Source organism: Pseudarthrobacter equi (assembly GCF_900105535.1).
GTDB lineage: Bacteria > Actinomycetota > Actinomycetes > Actinomycetales > Micrococcaceae > Arthrobacter > Arthrobacter equi.
In genome coordinates this window covers 1612706-1636076 of record NZ_LT629779.1, presented here as the reverse complement: position 1 = coordinate 1636076, position 23371 = coordinate 1612706, and the positions used below count along the sequence as shown (strand labels likewise).

The following is a 23371-nucleotide window of genomic DNA, read 5'->3' as shown; positions in this document are numbered from 1 at the left end:
ATCACAGTCGCCGCGTTACATCCCGGGCACTGCTGGTACCCGGGATGTGGGCTGCGGTGTCCTAGAGGACGTCGGTGTCGCCGCTGGCCTTGAGGGCGTCCACGGCGGCCTTGACCCGCTGCGAGTTGGCCATGGTGGTGACCAGGAGGGCATCGGGCGTATCCACGATCACCACGTCTTCAATGCCGATCAGGGCAATGACGCGCTTGGTGTCCGTGACCACCACGCCGCTGGAGTTCTCCGTGAAGACGCGGGCACCCTCGCCCAGCACCGTGACGTCATCCACTTCCTTGGCGGAGTTGAGCCGGCCCACTGAGGCAAAGTCTCCGACGTCGTCCCACCGGAAGGTTCCGGGCACGACGGCGACGTCCCCGGCTTCCGCGGCAGGTTCGGCCACGGCGTAGTCAATGGCGATCTTCGGCAGCGTGGGCCATACCCGCGCCGTGACCTCATCCCGCTGCGGGGTGTCCCAGGCGCGGGCGATCTCCTGCAGCCCCTGGAACAGTTCGGGCTGGTTGGCTTCCAGGTGCTTGAGGAGCAACGCCACGGGAGCGACGAACATACCGGCGTTCCAGACGTAGTTGCCGCTGTCGACGTATTGCTGGGCCACCGTCTCGTCCGGCTTTTCCACGAACTCCACCACGTCCTGGGCGCTGGGCGCGCCTTCAACGCGGAGCACCTGGCCCGAACGGATGTACCCGAAGCCCGTGGACGGGTGCGTGGGCTTGATGCCGATGGTGACAATCTTCCCGGCGGCGGCGGTGTAGATGGCCTCGCGGACTGCTTCCTGGAAGAGCTGGTCCGGGCTGATCACTTGGTCAGCGGCGAAGGATCCCATGATGGTGTCCGGATCGCGTTCGTGCAGGATGGCGGCAGCGAGTCCGATCGCGGCACCGGAATCCTTGGGCTCGGATTCGAGCACCAGGTCCGCGTCCTGTACTTCCGGAAGCTGCCTGCACACAGCATCGCGGTGCGCCTTTCCGGTGACCACCAGCATCCGGTCCCCCGCAAGCGGTTGGAGCCGGTCGTAGGTGGCGCGCAGCAAGGTGCTGCCCGACCCGGTGAGATCGTGAAGGAACTTGGGAGCTGCGGCTCGTGACAGGGGCCAGAGGCGGGTCCCCACTCCGCCGGCCGGAATCACCGCATAGAAGCGGTCAAGAGGTGATACCGGGCTTGTCACTTTGTCTGTACTCATCAAGGCCTACTTTAGCCGAACGGGTGCGGTTGCCTGCGTAGACGGACCCGCGCCAGGGACCCCGCCCGGAAGCAGGACAGCCGCTTTCGGAGCAAGGCTTTGTGGCGTTTGTCTCATAAATTCAGAAAAACCGCGCCACTGCTGGGCAGCAAGATGCTCCTAAATTGAATAAGCTGTGAGCGAAGCCTAGATTTAGGCCTGAGCTACGAGTGCTCTCGCAGCAGGCGTTCCCCCCGCGTGGATCTCATGCCAGCGCCGCTGTGTTGCAGGGAGGTTTATCAGTGCCGACAAAACCAGCTGGCACCTTGTACCGCGGCCGTGAAGGCATGTGGTCTTGGGTAGGACACCGTATTACCGGTGTAGTGATCTTTTTCTTCTTGTTGGTCCACGTCCTGGACACAAGCCTGGTGCGTGTGTCCCCGGAGGCGTACACCGCCGTCATTGGCGCCTACAAGAATCCGCTGATGGCGCTGGGTGAGACCGGACTTGTCGCTGCGATCGTGTTCCACGCCTTCAACGGCCTGCGCATCATCGCGGTGGACTTCTGGAAGAAGGGCGCCAAGTACCAGCGCCAGATGCTCTGGGCAGTCCTGGGCCTCTGGGTTGTCACCATGGTCGCCTTCTCCATCCGCCACCTGTCCCTCGCCCTCGGAGGTCACTAAGCCATGACTGCAACCATCGAGAGCCCCCGCAGCGGGCGGATCGCACCCCAGTACCGCCGCAACGGCGGAAGCCGTGGCAACTTCGAGATGATCGCCTGGCTGTTCATGCGCCTCTCCGGCGTAGTGCTGGTGGTCCTCATCTTCGGGCACCTGTTCGTGAACCTCATGGTGGGCGAAGGCATCCACGCCATCGACTTCGGCTTCGTGGCCGGCAAGTGGGCAGATCCGTTCTGGCAGTTCTGGGACCTTGCCATGCTGTGGCTGGCCATGCTGCACGGCACCAACGGCGTGCGCACCATCATCAACGACTACGCCGAGAAGGACTCAACCCGCCGCTGGTTGAAGACGGTCCTCTACTCGGCCACCGTCGTCATCATCGTCCTGGGCACCCTGGTGATCTTCACCTTCGATCCGTGCCCCGTGGTGGACGGCGTTCCGCTGCCTGGCGGTTTCTGCCCTGCCTAGCACCAGCATCATCCCGGGCCCGCGGGCATAAACCGCGGGCCCTGTTGTGCGGGGACAGCAACACGCCCCCGTTTGTTTTATTGCGAATTTTGAGAGAAAGAGCGTCTGTTATGCAGGTCCATAAGTACGACGTCGTCATCGTCGGTGCCGGTGGCGCTGGCATGCGCGCCGCGATCGAATCCGGTCAGCGCGCGCGCACAGCAGTACTGACCAAGCTCTACCCCACCCGCTCGCACACCGGTGCGGCGCAGGGTGGCATGTGTGCAGCCCTTGCCAATGTCGAGGAAGACAACTGGGAGTGGCACACGTTCGACACCGTCAAGGGCGGTGACTACCTGGTGGACCAGGACGCCGCCGAGGTCATGGCCAAGGAAGCCATCGACGCCGTGCTCGACCTGGAAAAGATGGGCCTGCCGTTCAACCGCACGCCCGAAGGCCGGATCGACCAGCGCCGCTTCGGTGGCCACACCCGCGACCACGGCAAGGCTCCCGTCCGCCGTGCGTGCTACGCAGCGGACCGTACCGGCCACATGATCCTGCAGACCCTGTACCAAAACTGCGTCAAGCACAACGTTGAGTTCTACAACGAGTACTACGTCCTTGACCTGCTGACGGTCGAAGAGGATGCAGTCCGCGAAGACGGCACCCCCTACAAGCAGAAGCGTGTTGCCGGAGTGGTCTCCTACGACCTCGCCACCGGCGAACTGCATGTGTTCCAGGCCAAGTCCGTGGTGTTCGCTTCCGGCGGCGCCGGCAAGGTCTTCAAGACCACGTCCAACGCCCACACCCTGACCGGTGACGGCATGGGCATCGCGTTCCGCCGCGGCATCCCCCTGGAGGACATGGAGTTCTTCCAGTTCCACCCGACCGGCCTTGCGGGCCTGGGCATCCTCCTGTCCGAGGCCGCCCGCGGTGAGGGTGCCATCCTGCGCAACTCGGAGGGTGAACGCTTCATGGAGCGCTACGCCCCCACCATCAAGGACCTGGCACCTCGCGACATCGTGGCCCGTTCCATGGCCAACGAAGTCCGTGAAGGCCGCGGCTGCGGCCCGAACAAGGACTACGTCCTCCTGGACCTGACCCACCTGGAACCGGCGCACATCGACGCCAAGCTCCCGGACATCACCGAGTTCGCCCGCACCTACCTTGGCGTGGAGCCCTACACGGAGCCGGTGCCGGTGTTCCCCACCGCGCACTACGCCATGGGTGGCATCCCCACGAACATCGAAACCGAAGTCCTCCAGGACAACGACACAGTGATCCCCGGCCTGTACGCCGCGGGTGAGGTGGCCTGCGTGTCCGTCCACGGCTCCAACCGCCTGGGCACCAACTCGCTGCTGGACATCAACGTGTTCGGCAAGCGTGCCGGCATCTCCGCAGCGGAATACGCCAAGACGGCCCAGTTCGTAGAGCTGCCGGAGAACCCGCTGGACTACACCACGGAACTGCTGGACATCGCCCGCAACGGCACCGGCGACGAAAAGGTGGCGCAGATCCGCAAGGAACTGCAGGACACCATGGACGCCAACATGCAGGTGTTCCGCACCGCGGACACCCTGAACCAGGTCCTGCGCGACATCGCCTCCTTCGAGGAGCGCTACAAGCACATCAACGTGCAGGACAAGGGCAAGCGCTTCAACCTTGACCTCCTCGAAGCCGTGGAACTGGGCTTCCTGCTGGAACTGGCCAAGGTCATGACTGTTGCTGCCCTGCACCGTGAGGAATCCCGCGGCGGACACTTCCGCGAGGACTTCCCGGACCGTGACGACGAGAAATTCATGAAGCACTCCATGGCGTACAAGGATGACCACGCGCCGGCTGACGGATCGGCGGAAGCAATCGCCGGGATCCGGCTGGCCACCAAGCCGGTCGTCTTTACCCGCTACGAGCCGATGGTGAGGAAGTACTAAGATGACCGCTGAAATCGCTGAGCCAGCCTCAAAGATTGAACTGCCTGCCGGCGTCGGCGGGGGCGGCGAAATCCCCACGTTCGATGTCCACATGCGCGTCCGCCGGTACAACCCGGAGGTCTCGGAGGAGGCCACCTGGGATGACTACCACCTCACCATGTACGGCACGGACCGCGTCCTAGACGCCCTGCACAAGGTCAAGTGGGAGATGGACGGCAGCCTGTCGTTCCGCCGCTCCTGCGCCCACGGCGTGTGCGGCTCCGATGCCATGCGCATCAACGGCCGCAACCGCCTCGCCTGCAAGACCCTCCTGAAGGACCTGGATACGTCCAAGCCCATCACGGTGGAACCCATCAAGGGCCTGCCGGTGGAGAAAGACCTCATCGTGGACATGGAGCCGTTCTTCCAGTCCTACCGCGAGGTTATGCCGTTCCTGATCAACAAGGGCCACGAGCCCACCAAGGAACGCCTCCAGTCCGCTGAGGACCGTGAGCGCTTCGACGACACCACCAAGTGCATCCTTTGCGCTGCGTGCACGTCCTCCTGCCCGGTGTTCTGGACCGACGGCCAGTACTTCGGCCCGGCGGCCATCGTGAACGCCCACCGCTTCATCTTCGATTCCCGTGATGACGCTGGCGACATGCGCCTCGAGATCCTCAACGACAAGGAAGGTGTGTGGCGCTGCCGCACCACCTTCAACTGCTCCGAAGCATGCCCCCGCGGCATCCAGGTGACGCAGGCGATCGCCGAGGTCAAGCAGGCGATCCTCTCCCGCAAGATCTAAGGATCACCAGCGGACGACGGCGTCACTCACCCCACGTGGTGAGTGGCGCCGTCGAACGTTAAACCCCCGTTGCTCTATCACTTAGGGTTCCCATTCCGCTTGTTTGGGGACTCCAAGTGATGGGGCAAGCCCGTCCGACAGGAAGGGGACACCGTGTCCCGCACAGAGAAGGTCACATTCGCCGGTTCCACCGGAGAGATACTGTCCGGGATCATCGACATTCCGGAAGGCCCCGTCAAGGGCTGGGGTGTGTTCTCGCACGGATTCACCCTGGGCAAGGACAGCCCGTCCGCGTCCCGGATGTGCAAGGCCCTTGCGGACAGCGGCGTGGGCATGCTGCGGTTCGACAACCTGGGCCTGGGCGGTTCGGCCGGCGAGTGGTCTGCCGGATCCTTCAGCCACAAGGTTGCCGACACGGTCAAGGCTGCGGAATTCATGCGCAGCGAGGGCAAGGAAATTTCGCTGCTGGTGGGTCACTCCTTCGGCGGCGCGGCAGTCCTGGCCGCGGCCCGGGAGATTCCGGAGCTCGACGCCGTCGCAACAGTCGGTGCCCCCTTCTCGCCCAAGCACGTGGCCCACGTCTTCGATGCCGCCCTGGACCGGATCCTGAGCGAAGGCAGCGCGGAGGTGGATCTGGGCGGCAAGCGAGTGGAGATCCGCAGGCACTTCGTGGAAGACCTGGAAAACGCCGACCTCACGGACTGCATCCGGCAGCTGCACAAGCCCCTGATGGTGCTCCACTCCCCCACTGATAACACCGTGGGCATCGAGAACGCCAGCACCATCTTCCAGACCGCCCGGCACCCCCGGAACTTTGTCTCCCTGGAAGGCAGCGACCACCTCCTGACCGGCAAGGGGCAGGCTGCACGGGCAGCCAGGATCATCGCCGCCTGGGCCGACCAGTACCTCGACGCCGCGCACTGACCTGCGCCAGGCTGTTGAGGCCGGCCGTCCGGGCGCTGGCTACTTGCCGATGGCGGCCTTGCTCTCGCTGATCCATTGTTCGGCGGCCTTCTCCGGCGTCAGGCGCTTGAACAGCACGTCGGTGTTGATCCGCGCCGTGATCTCGGAGACCGCCGTCGAACCGGTGGGTCCGATGTAGGTGGGCGCGAAGTCCATCTTGCCGATCTCGCCGATGTATGCGGCCTCCACTTTGCCCTGCGGTGTCAGGAGGTCCTGGATGGCAGTGCGCATTTCGGGGTTGCTCGGGACGCCGCGGTCGCTTTGGATGATCTTGGCCGCCGCCTGGTTGTTGACCAGGAAGTTCACCAGCTTGGCCGCGGCTTCGGGGTGCTTGCTTCGGGCCGAAATGGTGTAGAACTGCGACGACTGGAGCCAGATGCCCGGTGTGGGCTTTTCGCCCGGGAGCTTGAGGAGTTTCAGTTCGGCGCCGGAAGCCTTGCTGAGCGCTGTCAGGGAGTTGCTCCACGTGAGCATCATGCCGGCCTGGCCCATGCCCATCAGTGTTTGTTCGGTGCTGACGCTGAGTTTTTCCACTGTTTCGGAGGCGTTGGGCGCGGCGCCGGACTCGCTGAGTTTGAGGGAGAAGTCGAAGTAGTCCTGGACTGTCTCCTTGGTGAGGCCAAGCTGGCCGTCCTGGGTGTAGAGCGACTCCCCCCGTTGACGGGCGAAGGCGTCCAGGGAGTCGTGGGTGAGGACCGTTGCCGTCCCGTAGGTGCCCTTGGGGCTCTTCGCCGTCACGCTTGCCGCGGTTTCGGCGAAGTCTTCCCAGCTCCAGGTGGTGTCGTCCGGGAGGGGAACGCCGGCTGCCGCAAAGACTGCCGGGTTCACCACGATGGCCAAGGCGTTGGCGCCGGTGGAGATGCCGTACTGCTTGCCCTGGACCTGGCCGTTGTCCAGCGCCCCCTGGTCCAGCTTGGCGAGGTCGAGCTGGCCTGACACCTTGGAGAGATCCAGCAGCGCTCCACGGTTGGCGTATTCGGCCGGGTAGGCGCCGCCCATGGTGATGACGTCCGGCGCATCGTTAGCGGCCACCTGGGTGGCGAGTTTGTCGAAATACCCCCCGATGTCCCCGAACTCGGGCTTCACCTTGATGTCCGGGTTCGCGGCTTCGAATTCTGCGATGGCTTTGTTGGTGAGCTCTGCCCGCCCCGCATTTCCCCACCAGGCGAAACGGATCTCCACCGGGCCGTCGGCAGCTCCGCCCGACGGTGCGGAGCACGCCGCTGTCAGTCCAAGCAGGCATGCCGCACTGAGCATTGCAACGGATTTGCGGAGTCGGTGGGTACTGAGACGCGTCATCGGGCCAGCTTCTTCCCTCGTCAGAAAACGGTTTCGTGAAACGTATCACAAAGGGGTTGGCCGCCAACAGGCCCCGGCCGGCCTTGCCGGTCCGCGAGGCCGGACGCGGGCTGTTCAGGTTTGGGGAATGGTGTGGCGGGCGCCGAGGATCGATTTGCGCGGCTTGTCCCCCGCGGCCAGGTCGGCTTCACGGACGGCCGCCCAGCCTGCCGAGACGAGGTACACCTGGCTGACAAAGTTGAACCAGATGAGCAGCCCGATGATGATGGCAAACGGCGCCAGGATGGGATTGCGGCCGGCACCGCCCAGCAGCTCGGTGCTGAAGATCTGCAGCACCGTAGTGCCAATGGCTGCCAGGATGGTGCCTTCCAGCAGGGCTCGGCGTGAGAGCTTGAGTCCGCCGGCCAGCCGGAACATGATGAGGGCTGTTACCCAGCTCAGGACCAGCGGAACGGCGATTTTGATAAGCGTCGTCAGCGGGCCTGCCACAGCATCGTCCAGGTGCAGGACCTCAGATACCCAGCCTGCTGCCGTCCCGAAAATCAGCGACGCACCGGCGCTGATGACGAGGGCTACCCCGAGAAGGAGCAGGGTGCCCGCATCCCGCAGTTTGAGGACCACGGGGTTGACCACCAGGGGCGGCAGTTCCATGACGCCCCGCAGCCCGTCCCTAAGCCCGTTGATCCAGCCCAGGGAGGTGATGATGGTGACGATGGCGGCGATGATGGCGGTGAGTCCCAGGCCCTGCGGGTTGAGGAGGTCCTGGGGGTCCACCAGTCCCGTTCCGCCGTCCACTTTCAACAGGCCCGGGGCACTGGAGGCCACGCTGCTGACGATGCTGTCCAGCAGTGCAGGCTGTCCGCGCAGGACAAGCCCCGCAACGGAGAACCCGGTGGCCAGCAGGCCGGTGATGGAGAAGAACATGTTGAAGCCGATGCCGGCGCTCATCAGCGGACCGTGCTGGAGGCTGTAATGCCTGAAGGCGCGCATGGGACGGAAGGCGTTCAGCCGGGCAAGCAGCCATTGGACCATGGCCAGGAGGGACTTGATCCCCCCGCCGCCGGACCGCCGCGCCTTGCTCCAGTCCATCCGCTTTTGGCTGACGGCCAGCTGAAGCTTGGCCCGCTCAGTGGGAAGAGGCTGCCCCGCCGGTTCGGGATGCCGCTTCCGCAGCACCGTCCGCGAATCGGGTGCCGGCGTCGTTGTCAGTTTCGGTCCCAAAGTCCAGCTCTTCCCGTAGCTGCCAGATGCCGTCTGCATCATGTTCGTAGAGTCCCATGCTAACCACGGGGAAGGTGGCCTTGTAGCTTTTCAACACCGTTTCCGCCTCATCGAGGCTTTCCGGGCTGACATCGTGGGCAATGGTGACGTGCGGATGGAAAGCGAAGGGCAGGTCACGCTGCAGCGGGCCTTGCTGGAGCTTTTCGTGCAGCTCGACGCATTCGTCGAAACCGTCCTCGACCTTGATGAACACCACCGGTGAAACGGGGCGGAAGGATCCGGTCCCGGCGATGGTGACCATGAAGGGGCTTTGCCGGCGGGCCACGTCCCGAACGTGGGCCAGGGTGGCCTCCCAATCATGGGTGGGGGTGGTGGTCACCAGCGTGATGTGCGCAGGCACCACGCCGGCCAGCGGATCGCCGAAGGACGCACGCCATTGCTGGAGCTCTGCTGCGATGTCAGGCGGGAACCCGAGGATGACGCCGACGCTGGAAGACATGGTGCTAGCGGACTCCTGCAAGGCTGTGGGACGGCAGGAAGCCCATGCGCTCGTATACCTGGGCCATCGTTACGGAGGCAATCTCGCGCGCCCGTTCCGCGCCAAGGGCCAGCAGCCGGTCCAGCTCGGCAGGATCGGCCATCAGCTCGTTGGTCCGGTTACGCAGCGGGGTGACGAAGTCCACCACCACTTCAGCGAGGTCTACCTTGAGGTGGCCGTACATCTTGCCCTCGTACTCGGCCTCAAGGTCCGCCACCGGCTTGCCGGTCAGTGATGAGTAGATGGTGAGCAGGTTGGAAACGCCGGGCTTCTCCTCGGGGTCGAACCTGATCTCCGTGCCGGCATCGGTTACTGCGGACTTGATGCGCTTGGCGGCAATCTTCGGGTCCTCCAGCAGCTGGATGGCCCCGTTGGGCGACTCTCCGGTCTTGGACATCTTGGCGCTGGGGTTCTGGAGATCGTAGATCTTCGCGCTTTCCTTGAGGATGGTGGCCTCAGGGACGGTGAAGGTGTCGCCGAATTTCGTGTTGAACCGCTGCGCAAGGTTGCGGGTGAGCTCGAGGTGCTGCCGCTGGTCTTCACCCACGGGTACCAGGTCCGTCTGGTACAGCAGGATGTCAGCCGCCATCAGCGTGGGGTAGGCGAACAGCCCCAGGGTTGCGGTGTCCGCGCCGGACTTCTGGGTCTTGTCCTTGAACTGGGTCATCCGGGAGGCCTCGCCGAAACCGGTGATGCAGTTCAGCGCCCAGGCCAGCTGGGCGTGCTCGGGCACGTGGGACTGGACGAAGAAGATGCTCTTATCCGGGTCGATCCCGGCCGCGATGTACTGGGCGGCCACGATGCGCGTGCGCTTGGCAAGCTCCAAGGGGTCGAAGTCCACGGTGATGGCATGCAGGTCAGGGATGAAGAACACGGCGTCGTATTCGGCCTGCATGTCTACCCAGTTGCGGACGGCTCCGATGTAGTTGCCCAGGTGCAGGGAATCGGCGGTGGGCTTGGCACCGGAAAGGATGCGCTTCTTGGCGGCCGGGGTGGGCTGGAGTGTCATGCGTGAAACTTTCGGGGCTTAGAGCTGGTAGTCCACTACCAGCGGGGCATGGTCGGAGAAGCGGGTGTCATACGTTGCTGCGCGGTCCACGACGGCGGAGGTTGCCGAGGCTGCCAGCGCCGGCGTCGCCAGGTGGTAGTCGATGCGCCAGCCGGCGTCGTTGTCGAAGGCTTTGCCCCGCCAGGACCACCAGGTGTAGGGCCCGTCCATCTCGCCGGACATGGTCCGGTGGACGTCGTGCCAGCCGATCTCCCCGCCCAGGAACCGGTCAAAGTATGCCCGTTCTTCCGGCAGGAATCCGGCCTTCTTGAGGTTGCCCTTCCAGTTCCGGATGTCCAGGGGCGTGTGGGCCACGTTGAGGTCACCCACCACCAAGGCATGGTCGCTGTGCTTGGACAGCTCCGGAAGCCGGGTGCTCATGGCGTCGAGGAAGCGGTACTTGTCGTCCTGCTTGGGGGTGTCCACCTCGCCGGAGTGCACGTAGGCGCTGGCGACGGTGAGCTGCACGCGCTCCCCCGAGGCATCGGTCACGCGGAAATCGGCTTCGACCCACCGGCCGGCGGTGGCAAAGTAGTCGTCGCCGATCCCGTTGCGGGTGGCGATGGGCTCTTCGCGGGAGGCGATGGCAACGCCGGCGCGGCCCTTGGCCTCGGCTTCGGCGTGCAGGATGTGCCAGCCTTCGCCCAGCAACTGCCGGACAATGGCATCAGGCGCACGGACTTCCTGGAGGCAGAGGATGTCCACATCCCGCGGCTCCAGCCAGGCGGCCATGCCGTTCTTGTAGGCAGCCCGCAAACCGTTCACGTTAACGGATGCGATGCGGAGGTGGTCCTTCTTCAATGCCGAGCTCACCCGCTCCACTCTAGTCGATGATGGTTCCGGCTACGGGCTCGCCGTTGCCGGAGGACCTGATCATGTCCCGCGCATTGGTGGCCGTGATTTCAATCGTTTCAAGGGCCCGGTGGATGGTGTCCTGGTTGGCGGCTGCACCCTTGGCGCGTTCCTCCTCCACAACGCGGATCTGCACCTGGACGATCTTGAAGGAGTGGTCCAGCTTCAGGTCGCGGACCTCATCGGCCTGGCTGCGTTCGGACACCACGGTGGTTCCGCCATGGTCCGCCGCTGACTGCGTGGGACCCCGGCCGGCTGCGGTGGTGAAGGCATTCTGGGCCTCACTGAGCTTCGCCCCGGCTTTCTTGGCCGCCTTCTGGATGCTGAAGACCACGAAGCAGGCGAGGGCCAGCCAGAAGAAGGCGATGACGGCGACAACCCAGCCCACGACGTCGTTCTGGTTTGCCGCGAAGATCACGGCAACGATGAACGCGGTCACCAGGACCATCAGTCCGGGTCCGCTGATGCGGAACATCGAGAAACCGCCCTTGGCGGCGTGGGGAGCTGAATTGGGGTTGCCCAGAGATTGCATGCACCTATTCTCTCAAATGGCCCGGCATGCTCCGGCCGCCTTCCACCCCCGGCGAACAGACCAGGGGGGCTACTTCAGGAACAGGGCCCGCAGGCGGAGGGTGGTCAGGAGCATCCCCGCGGCGGTCATCACCAGGTAGTAGCCGATGTGCACCGCAGTGGCCGCCGTGAAGACGCCGACGCTGATCTGGCGCAGCAGCTCCACGCCGTGCCAGAGCGGCATGGCCTGGATGAACCACTGGATGGGTTCCGGGTAGACGCTCAGCGGGTAGAACGTGGCGCTGAACAGGAACATGGGCAGCAGGATGAAGTTGATCCAGTCCATCTGCTGGAAGGTCTTCAGGAAGCTGGTGATTCCCATGCCCAGGCTCGCGAAGCCAAACGCAATGAGCACCGAGGCCGGGATCATCAGCAGGGCCCAGGGTGAGGTGATCAGACCCATCACTCCCATCACGGCCGTGAAGCCGGTGGCGTAGAGCATGCCGCGCAGGAGGGCCAGGAAGATCTCGCCGAGGGCAACGTCCAGCGGTCCCAGCGATGTGTACAGCATGCCCTGGTACAGCTTGGCGAAGTTCATTTTGAAGAACACGTTCCAGGTGGAGTCGTACACCGCCCCGTTCATTGCGGAGACTGCCAGCAGTGCGGGGGCGATGTAGGCCGCGTAGCTGATGGTGGTGCCATCGGGACCTTCAACGGCGCCGACGATGGCTCCGAGCCCCACCCCCATGGAGACCAGGAAGAGCACCGGTTCGAAAAACCCGGACAGCATCACCAGCCAGTTGGTGCTCCTGGTGGCCATCAGGCCGCGGGCGATGACGGCCCTCGCGTTGCGGGAGTACAGCGGGCCGAAGGTCCGGTCACGGGCTGCCGCAGCTGCCGTGCCCGCCGGGCTTCCTTGGTTCATGCGGGTGCTCACTGGCCCATCCTCAGGGCGAAGCGGCGGCGGGTCAGTGTCCAGCCCAGCGCCGCCAGGCCAAGGAGAACGGCGAGGTGCAGGAGCGTCAGCAGGGGCGGTTCCTGGTAGCCGTAGCTGAGGACCCGTCCCAGTTCGGTGCCGTGCCAGATGGGCGATATCCAGCCGATCCAGCGCACGGCCAGCGGAAGGGTGTCCAACGGAAAGAAGGTTCCCGAAAACAGGAACAGCGGCATCACGATGAACCGCATCACCAGGGCGAACTGGCCCTTGTCCTCGGTGATGGAGGCGGAGTAGGCCATCAGCGGCAGTCCGAATGAAAGCCCTGTCAGGGTGGCCACCAGGATGGCTGCCCAGCCCCAGCTGGACGGCGAAGCGCCAAAGAGTGCCACGGCGAGGAAGTAGATGGCGGACTGGAGCAGCAGGCGCAGCGTGACGGCCATGATGTGGCCGGCCGCAATCTGTCCGGGGGTCAGCGGCGAAGCGTGCGGGCCGTAGTAGGTCCGGCGCCACTTGAACCCGTCCATCACCGGGAAGGTGAACTCGTTGGCTGCGGTCATCACGCCGGCGGACACCAGGAGTGCCGGGGCGATGAACGCAAGGTAGCTGACTCCCCCAAAGGCTGCGCCGCCCTGCCCGTCCACCAGCGTGGCCAGTCCCACACCCATGGCGAACAGGTACGCCACGGGCTGGCCCACGCTGTACATCACTATGGACCAGCTGTAGCCCTTCATCACGCGCAGCACCTGCTCCGCGTAGTAGAAGGCTCCCCAGCGCCGCGCCCTGGCGGCGGCGACTTCGGGGCCGTGGGCCTGCAGGGCACGCGGTCGTACACCGCGTGCGTCAGTCAACGAGGCTCCGTCCGGTGAGCCGGAGGAAAACGTCCTCCAGCGAAGACCTGCGGACCAGCGAGGTCAGCGGCCGCAGGCCGCGGTAAGCGACCTGCTCAAGGGCTGATTCGCCGTCGTCCGCGTAAATCAGTACACGGTCCGGCAGCACCTCAAGGCGTTCGCCGATGCCGTCCAGCTCGGACGCGATGGTGGTGTTCCGTTCGGAGCCGAAGCGCAGCTCCACCACTTCCCGGGTGGAATGCTCGCGGATCAGCCGCGCCGGTGACCCTTCAGCCATGATCCGCCCCTTGTCCACCACGATGAGCCTGTCGCACAGCTGCTCTGCTTCGTCCATGTAGTGGGTGGTGAGGATCAGCGTGACGCCCTGTTCCTTGAGCCGGAACAGGCGGTCCCACAGGATGTGCCGCGCCTGCGGATCAAGCCCGGTGGTGGGCTCATCCAGGAGCAGGATGCGGGGTTCGTTGATGAGGGACCGGGCGATGGTCAGGCGCCGCTTCATCCCGCCGGACAGGGCGTCCACCTTGGATCTGGCTTTGTCGGTCAGCTGCGCGAATTCGAGCAGCTCGTCGGCTTTGGGTTTCAGGTAGCTCATGGGCAGGCCGAAGTAGCGGCCGTAGACCAGGAGGTTGTCCCGGACCCTCAGTTCCTCGTCCAGGTTGTCCTGCTGCGGCACCACGCCCAGGTGCGCGCGCACCTCCGGGCCGTGCGTGTCCGGGTCCAAACCCATGATGTCCAGCGTGCCCGACGTGCGCCGGGTGACCCCGCCGATCATCTTCATCGCGGTCGATTTTCCGGCGCCGTTGGGGCCGAGGAGCCCGAAGGACTCCCCCGCGGGCACGGAGAAGGAAATCCCGTTGACGGCCGCGAGGTCGCCGTACTTCTTGGTCAGGTTGTCGGCTGCGATGACGATGGGGCGCGACGGCGGGCTGCCGGACCGGGTGCCGGACGGCAGGAAGGCTTCGTTGTGCACCCTCCGCACACTAGTTGAGGTGCCGGGGATGTGGAAGGGCACTTGCAGTTTGGGGCTAACGGCCGACGGCGGCGCGGTACCTTTCGCTTGAAAGGTTCCGCGCCGCCGTCGTGCGCTCGTTTCCCGTGGCTAGCCGACCGATTCGACCGAGCGTTCCGCGGCTTCGACCACGTTGGTCATCAGCAGCGCAACCGTCATGGGACCCACGCCGCCGGGGTTCGGCGAGATCCAGCCGGCCACCTCTGCGGCGGCGGGCTCGATGTCGCCGTGGACGCGGCTCTTGCCGGTCTCCGGATCGGTTTCCCGGGTAACGCCGACGTCCAGCAGGGCAGCGCCCGGCTTTACGTCCGCGGCCTTGACGATGTGCTTGACGCCGGCGGCGCCCACAATGACGTCCGCCTGCTTGAGCAGCTCCGACAGGTTCTTGGTGCCCGTGTGCGTCAGCGTCACCGTGGCGTTGACAGCCCGCCTGGTGAGCAGCAGTCCGATGGACCGGCCGATCGTGACGCCGCGGCCGACCACCACCACGTGCTTGCCGGAAAGGCTGTAACCGTTGCGTTCCAAGAGCTCGATGACGCCCCGGGGCGTGCACGGCAGCGGAGTGGTGATCTCTCCGTTGACGTTGAGCACCAGGCGGCCGAGGTTGGTGGGGTGGAGCCCGTCGGCGTCCTTGGCGGGGTCGATCCGCTCGAGGATGGCGTCGGTGTCCAGGTGCTTGGGCAACGGCAGCTGCACGATGTACCCGTGGCAGGCGGGGTCCGCATTGAGTTCATCAATGAGGCCCTCAACGTCGGCCTGGGTGGCGTCAGCAGGCAGCTCGCGCTGGATCGAGTTCATCCCGATCTGCACGGACTGCTTGTGCTTCATGGAGACGTACAGCTGCGAGGCGGGGTCGGCGCCCACAAGCACAGTTGCGATGCCGGGGGTAACGCCCTTGGCCTTGAGTGCGGCCACGCGTTCGGTCAGCTCGGCTTTGATGGCAGCGGCGGTGGCCTTGCCGTCCAGGATCTGTGCGGTGGTGGTTTCAGTCATTGGTTACCACTGCTCGTGCTGGGGGTAGAGCGGGAAGTCGGCGGCGAGCTTGTCCACGCGGGACTGGAGGGCTTCAACGTCGGTGCCGGTGCCTGCCTTGAGAGCGGTGGCGATGATCTCGGCGACCTCGGTGAACTCGGCGGCACCGAAGCCACGGGTAGCCAGTGCAGGCGTACCGATGCGGAGGCCGGAGGTGACCATCGGCGGGCGGGGATCGAACGGTACCGCGTTGCGGTTGACGGTGATGCCCACGGAGTGCAGGAGGTCCTCGGCCTGCTGGCCGTCCAGCTGGGAGTTGCGCAGGTCAACGAGGACCAGGTGCACATCGGTCCCGCCGGTCAGGACGGAGACGCCGGCTTCGGCGACGTCGGACTGGTTCAGGCGGTCGGCGATGATCTTGGCGCCTTCCAGGACGCGCTCCTGGCGCTCCTTGAATTCCTGGGTACCGGCAATCTTGAAGGCCACGGCCTTGGCTGCGATGACGTGCATGAGCGGGCCGCCCTGCTGGCCCGGGAAGACGCTGGAGTTGAGCTTCTTTGCCCACTGTTCCTTGGCCAGGATCACACCCGAGCGGGGACCGGCGAGGGTCTTGTGCACGGTGGAGGTCACGACGTCGGAGTGCGGGACCGGGCTCGGGTGCAGGCCGGCGGCAACCAGCCCGGCGAAGTGTGCCATGTCGGTCCAGAGGAGCGCGCCCACCTCATCGGCGATGGAGCGGAAGGCTGCGAAGTCGAGTTGCCGCGGGTAGGCGGACCAGCCGGCGATGATGACCTGCGGCTTCTCGGCGATGGCCTGCTCGCGGAGCTTGTCCATGTCAATGCGGAAGTTGTCTTCCTCAACCTGGTAGGCAGCCACGTTGTAGAGCTTGCCGGAGAAGTTCAGCTTCATGCCGTGCGTGAGGTGGCCGCCGTGGGCCAGGGAGAGGCCCAGGATCTTGTCACCCGGGGTGATCATGGCGGACAGTGCGGCGGCGTTGGCCTGCGCACCGGAGTGGGGCTGGACGTTGGCGTACTCGGCGCCGAACAGGGCCTTGACCCGGTCGATGGCCAGCTGCTCTGCGACGTCGACGTATTCGCAGCCGCCGTAGTAGCGGCGGCCCGGGTAGCCCTCGGCGTACTTGTTGGTCAGGACGGAGCCCTGTGCCTCCATGACGGCGCGCGGGGCAAAGTTCTCGGAGGCAATCATTTCCAGGGTACCGCGCTGGCGGCCAAGCTCCTGGTCCAGGACTGCCGCGATTTCGGGGTCGAGCTCGGCCAGCGGCTGGTTGCTCACTGCTGTGGTTGAGGTGGCTGTAGTAGTCACGAAAAACTCCTGGCTAGGGAAACGGGCACTGCTAAGGTCAGGCTACCGGCTGGCGCACTCCCGCACCGCCTTGATGACAGGGCGTGAAAGCGCCCGGCATGGTGCTGCTGCGCTGGCGCAGGGCAGCCCAATTCCGGCAAAACATGACCCTCGGCCCAGGCGTACGATCCGTGGTCTTCGTGATTGCCGCTCCCTGGTGGTTAGCCACCCAACGCCAGTTGCGACGCTCCCAGCCTACCAAAACCGGCACCTGCCGCGCGGGTAGGCTATTACGCGTGAATGAAGACCAGCTGAACCAAGCCTACGTACTGACCCTGTCCTGCCCGGACCGCCCCGGAATCGTCCACGCAGTGGCCGGCGCCCTGCTGGTGGCGGGAAGCAACATCATGGATTCGCAGCAGTACGGCAGCCCGGCCACCGGCAACTTCTTCATGCGGGTGGAGGTCACCACCGCGGCTCCTGCGTCCGAACTGCGGGCAGCCCTGGAACCGGTGGCGGCGGCCTTCTCCATGCAGTGGAGCCTCAATACCGTGGGCGACAAGGTCCGAACCCTGATCATGGCCAGCACGTCAGCCCACTGCCTCAACGACCTGCTGTTCCAGCAGCGCTCCGGCACGCTGCCCATCGAGATTCCCGCCATTGTTTCCAACCACCGGGACCTGGCCGGGCTGGCCGAGTTCTACGGCATCCCGTTCCACTACATCCCGGTGACGAAGGACACGAAGGAGCAGGCCGAGGACAAGCTGCGCGCCCTGATTGCCGAGCACGATATCGAGCTGACCGTCCTGGCCCGCTACATGCAGATCCTTTCTGATGAGCTCTGCACCGACCTCACCGGCAAGGCCATCAACATCCACCACTCGTTCCTGCCGTCCTTCAAAGGTGCCAAGCCCTACCATCAGGCCCACGCCCGCGGCGTGAAACTGATCGGCGCCACCGCCCACTACGTCACCGCTGCCCTGGATGAGGGCCCCATCATCGAGCAGGAAGTCATCCGGGTGGACCATGCCCGGACTCCCGAGCAGTTCGTGCAGATGGGCCGCGACGTCGAGGGCCGCACCCTGGTCCAGGCCGTGCAGTGGCATGCCGAACACCGGGTCCTGCTGGACGGCAACCGGACCGTGGTCTTCAACTAGGTCGCAATAGATGCCGTTTTGAGGCGCCAAAACGGCATCTATTGCTACTCAGTTGGGTGCAGGGGTGGCTTAGGGTGAAGCCATGGCTCCCCTATACCCTTTCGGCGGTCAATCCCCCGCCGTTCACGAATCAGCGTTCATTGCCCCGTCGGCGTCCATCATCGGCAACGCCACCCTGGCTGAGGACTCCAGCGCGTTCTACGGCGTCTCGGTCCGCGCGGATACCGCCGCCATCACGGTGGGTGCCGGCAGCAACCTGCAGGACAACGTAGTGCTGCACGCCGACCCCGGCTTCCCCTGCACGGTGGGCGAACGGGTCAGCGTGGGGCACGCCGCCGTCGTCCACGGCTGCACCGTGGAGGACGACTGCCTCATCGGGATGGGCGCCACCGTCCTGAACGGCGCGGTGATCGGCACCGGTTCGCTGGTGGCGGCCGGCGCCGTGGTGCTGGAAGGAACCGTGGTCCCGCCCCGCTCGCTCGTGGCCGGGGTTCCCGCCAAGGTGCGCCGGGAACTGACGGAGGAAGAGTTCGACGGCGTCCGCGCCAACGCGTCACGGTACGTGGAGCTCGCGGCGCAACACCGCGAGTTCCATCACTAGTCGAGGCTAATCGGACCCAGTTCATCCAGCAGGTCGCCCGGGCCCGGGTTGCCCTCTGCAGAACCGCCACCCAGGTGGTTGATGACACCCCACACCGCGTTCAGGCCGGTGGTGACGGCGCCCTCGGCCCAGCCCGCGGTGAAGGAGACGTCGTCGCCGGCCAGGAAGATGCCGCGCTGTGATTCGGGCAGCGAGTCCTGTTGGAAGTGCGTGAACAGCCGCTGCTGGTAGCGGTACTGGCCGGGCAGGTTGGCCTTGAACGCGCCCATGAAGTTGGGGTCGGCCTCCCAGGAGACAGTGATGGGCTGGCCCACGATGTGGCCCGCGATGTCCACGCCCGGGTAGATCTGCTCCAGCGAGTGCAGCATCAGCTCCACGCGCTCATCAGCATCGAGGGCAAGCCATTTCAGTGCGTCGTCGTTCCAGGTGTAGGAGAGCAGGATGACGGCGGGCTGGTCCGGACCGTTGTCCAGCAGGTACGTGGCACGGTTCAGCCGGTCCGTCAGCGTCATGGACAAGACCTCGTTCCCCGTTTCCGGGTCGATGTCCTTCCAGAACGGCCGGTCCACCATGACGAACGTCTTGGAGGACTGCATGTAATGGGAGCGCTCGATGGCCGTCCACAGCTCGGCCGGGAACAGCGCCTCCTCGGTATGGATCCGGGTGGACAGCAGCCACGACTGGCACGTGGTGACCACGGCCGGGTAGCTGGCCTCCCGGCCCCACCGCTCGCGGACCCGCAGGTTCCCGCCCGGGTCCCGGCTGATCTTTCCCACGGCGCCGCGGGGCGAGCCGGAGTGCAGCGACGCCAGGGACGTGCCGGCAGGCCAGTGCACCAGGTCCGACGGCGCGTGCTGCCACAGTGCCTCGGGCAGCCGTTGCGCTCCCCCGCGGATGAAGCGGTGCTGGTCGTCCGCGTCCGTGTAGACCACGCGCAGAATTTCCAGGATGGAGTTGGGAAAGTCGGTGTCCCAGCCGCCGGTGCCGAAGCCCACCTGGCCGAAAGCCTCACGGTGTGCGAAACCTGCCGCCTTAAAGGAGTCGCTGGCGGCGATGAAGCCGTAGAACGTCTGTTCGTCCATCAGCGGAAGCAGTTCGTTCCAGAGTTCCTTGATCCGGGCAGCGTCACGCCGGCGGATGGCATCCTGCATCTCACCGAACTTCGCACCGTCATTTACGGCTGCCTTCCAGGCGTCTGCGACTTCGCGGAAAAACGGCGGCAGGTCGCCCGGCTTCTCTGCGTAGTGCTTCTTGCCTGCAAGTTCGATCACCGTGCTGGACGTTGCGTCGGCCAGCGGGTTGGGGAAGGCCTGGGTTTCCAGCCCCAGCAGGTCCACGTAGTGGTAGAAAGCCTTGCCGGAAACGGGGAAGCGCATGCCACCCAAATCCGCCACGACGCCCGGCGCCGCGGGGAAGGCCGCGGTGCGCAGCCTGCCGCCGATCTGGTCCGCTTCGTAGACCACCGGCCGCAGCCCCAGCTTCATCAGCTCGTAGGCGGTGACCAGGCCGGAAAGCCCGGCCCCGATGACGGCGACTTCGGTGCCCAGCAGTTCATCCGGAACCGAGCCCAGACCGCCGGGGTGGGCCAGGTAATGGTCGTAGCTGAACGGGAAGTCCGGGTTGAGCATGGTGATGGGCTCCGCCTGCTCCTCCGGATGCCGGGAAGCGTCTTCCCTCAGGGTTGAGGTGCTGGACGGGTCGGAGGCGGGAAGCTCGGTAGCGGTGGTCATTGAATATCTGCCTTCGGGGTTGCTGCGTGCTGGTTGGAATGTGTCCGGTTCTCGCCGGGAGGAGTGGTTCAGGACTGGTGGTTGGCGGCTGGCACGTCCAGGTGTTCGCTGCCGTTGAGGGCCGCCACTTTGGAGTTCCGGCGGCCATAGCCGAAGTAGGCAGCCACCCCCACGAGCATCCAGACCCCAAAGGTGATCCACGTGTCGGCGCCGAGGTTGGCCATCAGGTAGATGCACATGATGGCGCCCAGGATCGGGGTCACGGGGAAGAACGGCACCCGGAAGGTACGTTCGAGCTCGGGCCGGGCACGGCGGAGGTAGATGACCGCCACGTTTACCAGGGCGAAGGCGAACAGGGTGCCGATGCTGGTGGCGTCGGCCAGGGCGCCCAGGGGCACCAGGCCGGCGGTGAGCGCGACAGCGGTGCCGATGATCAGGGTCCCGGCAGCGGGGGTCCCGGTCCGGCGGGAGACGCGGCTGAAGACCTGTGGCACCAGGCCGTCGCGTGACATCGAGAGCAGGATGCGGGTCTGGCCGTAGAGGACCGTCAGGACGATGCTGGCGATGGCCAGCACGGCTCCGACGGCGAAAACCAAGGCGATCCAGGGTTGCCCGGTGGTTTCTTCGAGGATCTTCACCAGTGCCGCCTCCGTGCCGTCGAACCATCCCCACGGCCGGGCTCCGATGGCTGCCACGGCAACCAGGACGTAGATGGAGGTGACAATGAGCATGGAGAGCATGATGGCCCGGGGCAGGTCCCGCTTGGGATTGCGTGCTTCCTCGCCTGCGGTGGAAGCGGCGTCAAAGCCTATGTAGGAGAAGAACACCCGGGAAGCTGCCGCGGAGACGCCCGCGGCACCCATGGGCAGGAGGGGATCGAAGTTGCCGGCGTTGAAGGCCGTGAAGGCCACAGCGCAGAAGAAGAGCAGGATGCCAACCTTGACCGCCACGATGGCGGTGTTGATCCAGGCGCTTTCCTTTGCGCCGCGGACCAGCAGGACCGTGGCGAGGAGGACGATCACCACGGCCGGAACGTTGACCATGCCGCCGTCGCCCGGGGGCTGCGAGAGCGCGTCCGGAAGGACCGACCCGAAGACAGCCAGCGCCTCGTTGACGTACTGTCCGGCGCCCACAGCGACGGCGGCCACCGAGACCGCATATTCGAGGACCAGGCACCATCCGCAGATCCACGCCATGCCTTCGCCCATGGTGGCGTAGGTGTACGAGTAGCTGGAGCCCGCAACCGGCACCAGCCCGGCCATTTCCGCGTACGAGACGGCGGACAGCAGGGCGGCGAGGCCAGCAATCGCAAACGAGATCCAGATTGCCGGACCGGCCAGGGGAACGGACTCGCCCAGGATCACCAGGATGCCGGTACCGAGGGTTGCGCCGACGGAGATCATGGTCAGTTGCAGCACGCCGAAGCTCCGCACCAGCCGGGGCCCGCCGGTGCCGGCGTCCGCTTCAGCCGCCATCAGTGCGAGGGGCTTGCGGCGGAGCAGTTGCGTGCCGAGCGAGGGGCGGCCGTCCGTGCGGTCGGTCACCTGGCCTGGAAGTGTGGGCACAGTCATCGTTGACGTCCGTTCATGGGTCGGTGGATGGTTGAGTTCCCCACCCCAGCGTATGGGTGTGAGCGGCATCTCAATGGGGTGCAAAGTGACCTATAGTGAAAGCCCATGAGACATATTGCACCAATTTCCGGTGACACGCCCGGCGCCCTTCCAGAGCAGGACGCGGTAACCCTGGGCCGATTCCTCGGAAATCTCCCCGCCGGTGTCACGGTGCTCCACGATGCGGGCAACGGCGGTGCGCCCCTCCGCTGGGTGGAACCCAGCGAGCTCGGGGATCCCACTCCGTACCTCCTCGACGGCGAGTTCGTCCTCACAGCCGGGCTGCCTTTCCTGCAGGCGGGGACGGGAAGCGGGCACGGCGGCCAGGAGCGCGGGGACGCCTCCCGCCCGCAGGTGCCGGGGCCAGTGGATCCGGCACTGGCTGATGAGTACGTTGCCCGGTTGGTGGCTGCGGGTGTGGCCGCCCTCGGATTCGGGTTGGAGCCGTACTACGATGCCGTACCCGACGAGGTAGCCGCCGCATGCCGGCGCCGGGGCCTGACGCTGGTGGAAGTTCCGGCCAGCATCCCCTTTGCTGCGCTTGGACTGGAGTTCTCCAAGCTGCTGGAATCGGGCAACGCCCAGGCGTTCCGCCAGCTGGCCGAAACGAACCGCCACCTCATGCGGGCCGTCCTCTCGGCGCGCCCGGAGCACGAACTGCTGGCGGCCCTGGTGCAAAAGGTCCCCGTATGGGCAGCCCTGTTCGGGCCGGACGGAAAGGTCCGCGCCAAGGCAGGAGCCGTCGTCGAACTTTCCTCCGTGCAGCCCCTGGTCAAGAAGCTGCTTGCCGGCAGTGGACCGCGGGTGGAAACCGAGGCGCTGCCCGGGCATGGCAAGGTGCTGGCGGTGGGCCACCCCCTGCGCAGCAGCAAGGACGCTACCCTCGGCGGGCTGGTCCTGGGCACCGCCAAACCGCTTACGCCCGCGCAAAACAGCGTGGTTTCCTCCGTGGTGGGACTGTTGGAGCTTCTTGTCCGGCAGCGGACCAGCGGTTCACTGGCGCCGAGCCAGCTGGCTACGGCGGTGTTGCTGCACCCGGAGAGCCTCGCCGGCCGCAGCACCCGGCAGCTGAACAGTGTCCGGGACCTGCTGGCCCAAAGCGTCTCCGGGACCCGGACCGGCCCCCTCAGGGTGGTCCAGGGCGTCCGGCTGGAGGGCGCGGTGGCGGACGGCCCGGTCCGGGAGCTGCTCCAGTGGCGGAGGCTTTTCGACACGAAGCTGGTGGAACTTACCGACTATGGCTTCGCTGCCATCACCCGGCTGAGGGTGGAAGACCAGCTGGTGGCCGAGGTGGAGCGGCTGGGCTGGGGCCTGGTGGTTGGCGGAACAGCCGAGCTCCCCGGCCTCCCGTCCGCGTACCGTAACGCAAGTGCCCTGCGCCCCCGCGTCATAGCCACCGGCGGGACGGTGCGGGAAGAGGAGCAGGCGTGGACGGTGGCCGGGCTGCTCGGCGGCGGAGCCGGCAGCATGCTTGCCAGCCGGCTGCTGGCACCGGTCATGGCATTGGAACCGGATCGCAGGGACAGCCAGCTGGGGCTGCTGCGCTCCTGGTTGGGAGCGAACGGCAACTGGGACGCAACCGCGAAGGACCTGGGCCTGCACCGCAACAGTGTCCGGCGCCAGGTCAACGCACTGGCCGCACTGCTGGACACGGATTTCAGCCAGGCCTCCGTCCGGGCGGAGCTGTGGATTGCCCTCCAGTTCGTCGACTCCGTCAGCCCGTCTGGCACCTGAGAGCTCAAGGGCGCCGCCGCCCGG

At 65.7% G+C, this 23371-nt stretch carries 22 protein-coding genes and 1 riboswitch; of the genes, 8 read left to right on the top strand and 14 right to left on the bottom strand.

The window, feature by feature from the left end; genetic code table 11:
- Positions 1 to 61 precede the first annotated feature (61 nt).
- Positions 62 to 1195, bottom strand: a complete 1134-nt coding sequence (locus tag BLT71_RS07455) for a mannose-1-phosphate guanylyltransferase (protein WP_091718912.1) — start codon at positions 1193 to 1195, stop codon at positions 62 to 64.
- A gap of 281 nt (positions 1196 to 1476) precedes the next feature.
- Here BLT71_RS07455 and sdhC point away from each other — a divergent pair, with 281 nt between their 5' ends.
- The 5 genes from sdhC (at position 1477) to BLT71_RS07430 (ending at position 5940) form a co-directional block, all read left to right on the top strand.
- On the top strand, positions 1477 to 1857 hold the full coding sequence (sdhC, locus tag BLT71_RS07450) for a succinate dehydrogenase, cytochrome b556 subunit (RefSeq protein ID WP_015936418.1): 381 nt from the start codon (positions 1477 to 1479) through the stop codon (positions 1855 to 1857).
- A gap of 3 nt (positions 1858 to 1860) precedes the next feature.
- The gene (locus BLT71_RS07445) at positions 1861 to 2322 is read left to right on the top strand and encodes a succinate dehydrogenase hydrophobic membrane anchor subunit (RefSeq protein ID WP_015936417.1); all 462 of its coding nucleotides are present in this window, start codon (positions 1861 to 1863) and stop codon (positions 2320 to 2322) included.
- 110 nt (positions 2323 to 2432) lie between these two features.
- Entirely contained in the window at positions 2433 to 4232 is a 1800-nt protein-coding gene (gene sdhA, locus BLT71_RS07440; RefSeq protein ID WP_091718909.1) for a succinate dehydrogenase flavoprotein subunit, read from the top strand.
- A 1-nt stretch (position 4233) separates the two neighbouring features.
- Positions 4234 to 5016 carry a succinate dehydrogenase iron-sulfur subunit gene (locus BLT71_RS07435; protein WP_015936415.1) on the top strand — a complete coding sequence of 261 codons (783 nt, stop codon included), beginning with the start codon at positions 4234 to 4236 and terminating at the stop codon, positions 5014 to 5016.
- A gap of 153 nt (positions 5017 to 5169) precedes the next feature.
- Complete coding sequence (locus BLT71_RS07430) at positions 5170 to 5940, top strand: alpha/beta hydrolase family protein (RefSeq protein WP_091718907.1); 771 nt, start codon at positions 5170 to 5172, stop codon at positions 5938 to 5940.
- Between the two features lie 39 nt (positions 5941 to 5979).
- On the opposite strand, the gene BLT71_RS07425 is transcribed toward BLT71_RS07430, so the two are convergent.
- From BLT71_RS07425 to glyA, 11 genes are all read right to left on the bottom strand, one after another.
- A complete protein-coding gene (locus tag BLT71_RS07425) occupies positions 5980 to 7278 on the bottom strand; it encodes an ABC transporter substrate-binding protein (RefSeq protein WP_091718905.1) in 1299 nt (432 codons plus the stop codon).
- A 114-nt stretch (positions 7279 to 7392) separates the two neighbouring features.
- The gene (locus BLT71_RS07420) at positions 7393 to 8367 is read right to left on the bottom strand and encodes a YihY/virulence factor BrkB family protein (RefSeq protein WP_172829932.1); all 975 of its coding nucleotides are present in this window, start codon (positions 8365 to 8367) and stop codon (positions 7393 to 7395) included.
- 37 nt (positions 8368 to 8404) lie between these two features.
- Positions 8405 to 8998, bottom strand: coding sequence for a 2'-5' RNA ligase family protein (locus BLT71_RS07415; RefSeq protein WP_091718903.1), 594 nt, complete (start codon positions 8996 to 8998; stop codon positions 8405 to 8407).
- 4 nt (positions 8999 to 9002) lie between these two features.
- Positions 9003 to 10046 carry a tryptophan--tRNA ligase gene (trpS, locus tag BLT71_RS07410; protein WP_091718901.1) on the bottom strand — a complete coding sequence of 348 codons (1044 nt, stop codon included), beginning with the start codon at positions 10044 to 10046 and terminating at the stop codon, positions 9003 to 9005.
- An 18-nt stretch (positions 10047 to 10064) separates the two neighbouring features.
- Positions 10065 to 10898, bottom strand: coding sequence for an exodeoxyribonuclease III (locus BLT71_RS07405; RefSeq protein WP_091723882.1), 834 nt, complete (start codon positions 10896 to 10898; stop codon positions 10065 to 10067).
- A 10-nt stretch (positions 10899 to 10908) separates the two neighbouring features.
- Positions 10909 to 11469, bottom strand: a complete 561-nt coding sequence (locus BLT71_RS07400; protein ID WP_091718899.1) for a hypothetical protein — start codon at positions 11467 to 11469, stop codon at positions 10909 to 10911.
- A gap of 69 nt (positions 11470 to 11538) precedes the next feature.
- Positions 11539 to 12372 carry an ABC transporter permease gene (locus BLT71_RS07395; protein WP_091723880.1) on the bottom strand — a complete coding sequence of 278 codons (834 nt, stop codon included), beginning with the start codon at positions 12370 to 12372 and terminating at the stop codon, positions 11539 to 11541.
- 8 nt (positions 12373 to 12380) lie between these two features.
- On the bottom strand, positions 12381 to 13232 hold the full coding sequence (locus BLT71_RS07390; protein WP_091718897.1) for an ABC transporter permease: 852 nt from the start codon (positions 13230 to 13232) through the stop codon (positions 12381 to 12383).
- Positions 13225 to 14202: an ABC transporter ATP-binding protein gene (locus tag BLT71_RS07385; RefSeq protein ID WP_091718895.1), complete on the bottom strand. Its 978-nt coding sequence runs from the start codon at positions 14200 to 14202 to the stop codon at positions 13225 to 13227. Before BLT71_RS07385 ends, BLT71_RS07390 begins: the two co-directional genes overlap by 8 nt.
- A gap of 129 nt (positions 14203 to 14331) precedes the next feature.
- Complete coding sequence (locus BLT71_RS07380; protein WP_091718893.1) at positions 14332 to 15234, bottom strand: bifunctional methylenetetrahydrofolate dehydrogenase/methenyltetrahydrofolate cyclohydrolase; 903 nt, start codon at positions 15232 to 15234, stop codon at positions 14332 to 14334.
- Between the two features lie 3 nt (positions 15235 to 15237).
- Positions 15238 to 16536, bottom strand: a complete 1299-nt coding sequence (gene glyA, locus BLT71_RS07375; protein ID WP_091718891.1) for a serine hydroxymethyltransferase — start codon at positions 16534 to 16536, stop codon at positions 15238 to 15240.
- Positions 16537 to 16682: 146 nt separating this feature from the next.
- A riboswitch (ZMP/ZTP riboswitch) is annotated at positions 16683 to 16768 on the bottom strand.
- Positions 16769 to 16811: 43 nt separating this feature from the next.
- Between glyA and purU the strand changes: the two genes are divergently transcribed.
- On the top strand, positions 16812 to 17672 hold the full coding sequence (gene purU, locus BLT71_RS07370; RefSeq protein ID WP_091718889.1) for a formyltetrahydrofolate deformylase: 861 nt from the start codon (positions 16812 to 16814) through the stop codon (positions 17670 to 17672).
- A gap of 82 nt (positions 17673 to 17754) precedes the next feature.
- The gene (locus BLT71_RS07365) at positions 17755 to 18273 is read left to right on the top strand and encodes a gamma carbonic anhydrase family protein (RefSeq protein WP_091718888.1); all 519 of its coding nucleotides are present in this window, start codon (positions 17755 to 17757) and stop codon (positions 18271 to 18273) included.
- Here BLT71_RS07365 and BLT71_RS07360 read toward each other — a convergent pair.
- A complete protein-coding gene (locus BLT71_RS07360; protein ID WP_172829931.1) occupies positions 18270 to 20003 on the bottom strand; it encodes a flavin monoamine oxidase family protein in 1734 nt (577 codons plus the stop codon). The genes BLT71_RS07365 and BLT71_RS07360 overlap by 4 nt on opposite strands.
- 68 nt (positions 20004 to 20071) lie before the next feature.
- Entirely contained in the window at positions 20072 to 21574 is a 1503-nt protein-coding gene (locus BLT71_RS07355) for an amino acid permease (protein ID WP_091718886.1), read from the bottom strand.
- 105 nt (positions 21575 to 21679) lie between these two features.
- Between BLT71_RS07355 and BLT71_RS07350 the strand changes: the two genes are divergently transcribed.
- Positions 21680 to 23347 (top strand): PucR family transcriptional regulator, encoded by a 1668-nt coding sequence (locus tag BLT71_RS07350; RefSeq protein ID WP_091718884.1) that lies wholly within the window; start codon positions 21680 to 21682, stop codon positions 23345 to 23347.
- The last annotated feature ends 24 nt before the right edge of the window (positions 23348 to 23371 follow it).

Excerpts from the sequence above, each read along its gene's own strand:
- BLT71_RS07455 (WP_091718912.1), bottom strand. The coding sequence starts at position 1,195 with ATGAGTACAGACAAAGTGACAAGCCCGGTATCACCTCTTGACCGCTTC.
- BLT71_RS07445 (WP_015936417.1), top strand. The coding sequence starts at position 1,861 with ATGACTGCAACCATCGAGAGCCCCCGCAGCGGGCGGATCGCACCCCAG.
- sdhA (WP_091718909.1), top strand. The coding sequence starts at position 2,433 with ATGCAGGTCCATAAGTACGACGTCGTCATCGTCGGTGCCGGTGGCGCT.
- BLT71_RS07435 (WP_015936415.1), top strand. The coding sequence starts at position 4,234 with ATGACCGCTGAAATCGCTGAGCCAGCCTCAAAGATTGAACTGCCTGCC.
- BLT71_RS07425 (WP_091718905.1), bottom strand. The coding sequence starts at position 7,278 with ATGACGCGTCTCAGTACCCACCGACTCCGCAAATCCGTTGCAATGCTC.
- BLT71_RS07420 (WP_172829932.1), bottom strand. The coding sequence starts at position 8,367 with ATGGACTGGAGCAAGGCGCGGCGGTCCGGCGGCGGGGGGATCAAGTCC.
- BLT71_RS07415 (WP_091718903.1), bottom strand. The coding sequence starts at position 8,998 with ATGTCTTCCAGCGTCGGCGTCATCCTCGGGTTCCCGCCTGACATCGCA.
- trpS (WP_091718901.1), bottom strand. The coding sequence starts at position 10,046 with ATGACACTCCAGCCCACCCCGGCCGCCAAGAAGCGCATCCTTTCCGGT.
- BLT71_RS07400 (WP_091718899.1), bottom strand. The coding sequence starts at position 11,469 with ATGCAATCTCTGGGCAACCCCAATTCAGCTCCCCACGCCGCCAAGGGC.
- BLT71_RS07395 (WP_091723880.1), bottom strand. The coding sequence starts at position 12,372 with ATGAACCAAGGAAGCCCGGCGGGCACGGCAGCTGCGGCAGCCCGTGAC.
- BLT71_RS07380 (WP_091718893.1), bottom strand. The coding sequence starts at position 15,234 with ATGACTGAAACCACCACCGCACAGATCCTGGACGGCAAGGCCACCGCC.
- BLT71_RS07365 (WP_091718888.1), top strand. The coding sequence starts at position 17,755 with ATGGCTCCCCTATACCCTTTCGGCGGTCAATCCCCCGCCGTTCACGAA.
- BLT71_RS07360 (WP_172829931.1), bottom strand. The coding sequence starts at position 20,003 with ATGACCACCGCTACCGAGCTTCCCGCCTCCGACCCGTCCAGCACCTCA.
- BLT71_RS07355 (WP_091718886.1), bottom strand. The coding sequence starts at position 21,574 with ATGACTGTGCCCACACTTCCAGGCCAGGTGACCGACCGCACGGACGGC.
- BLT71_RS07350 (WP_091718884.1), top strand. The coding sequence starts at position 21,680 with ATGAGACATATTGCACCAATTTCCGGTGACACGCCCGGCGCCCTTCCA.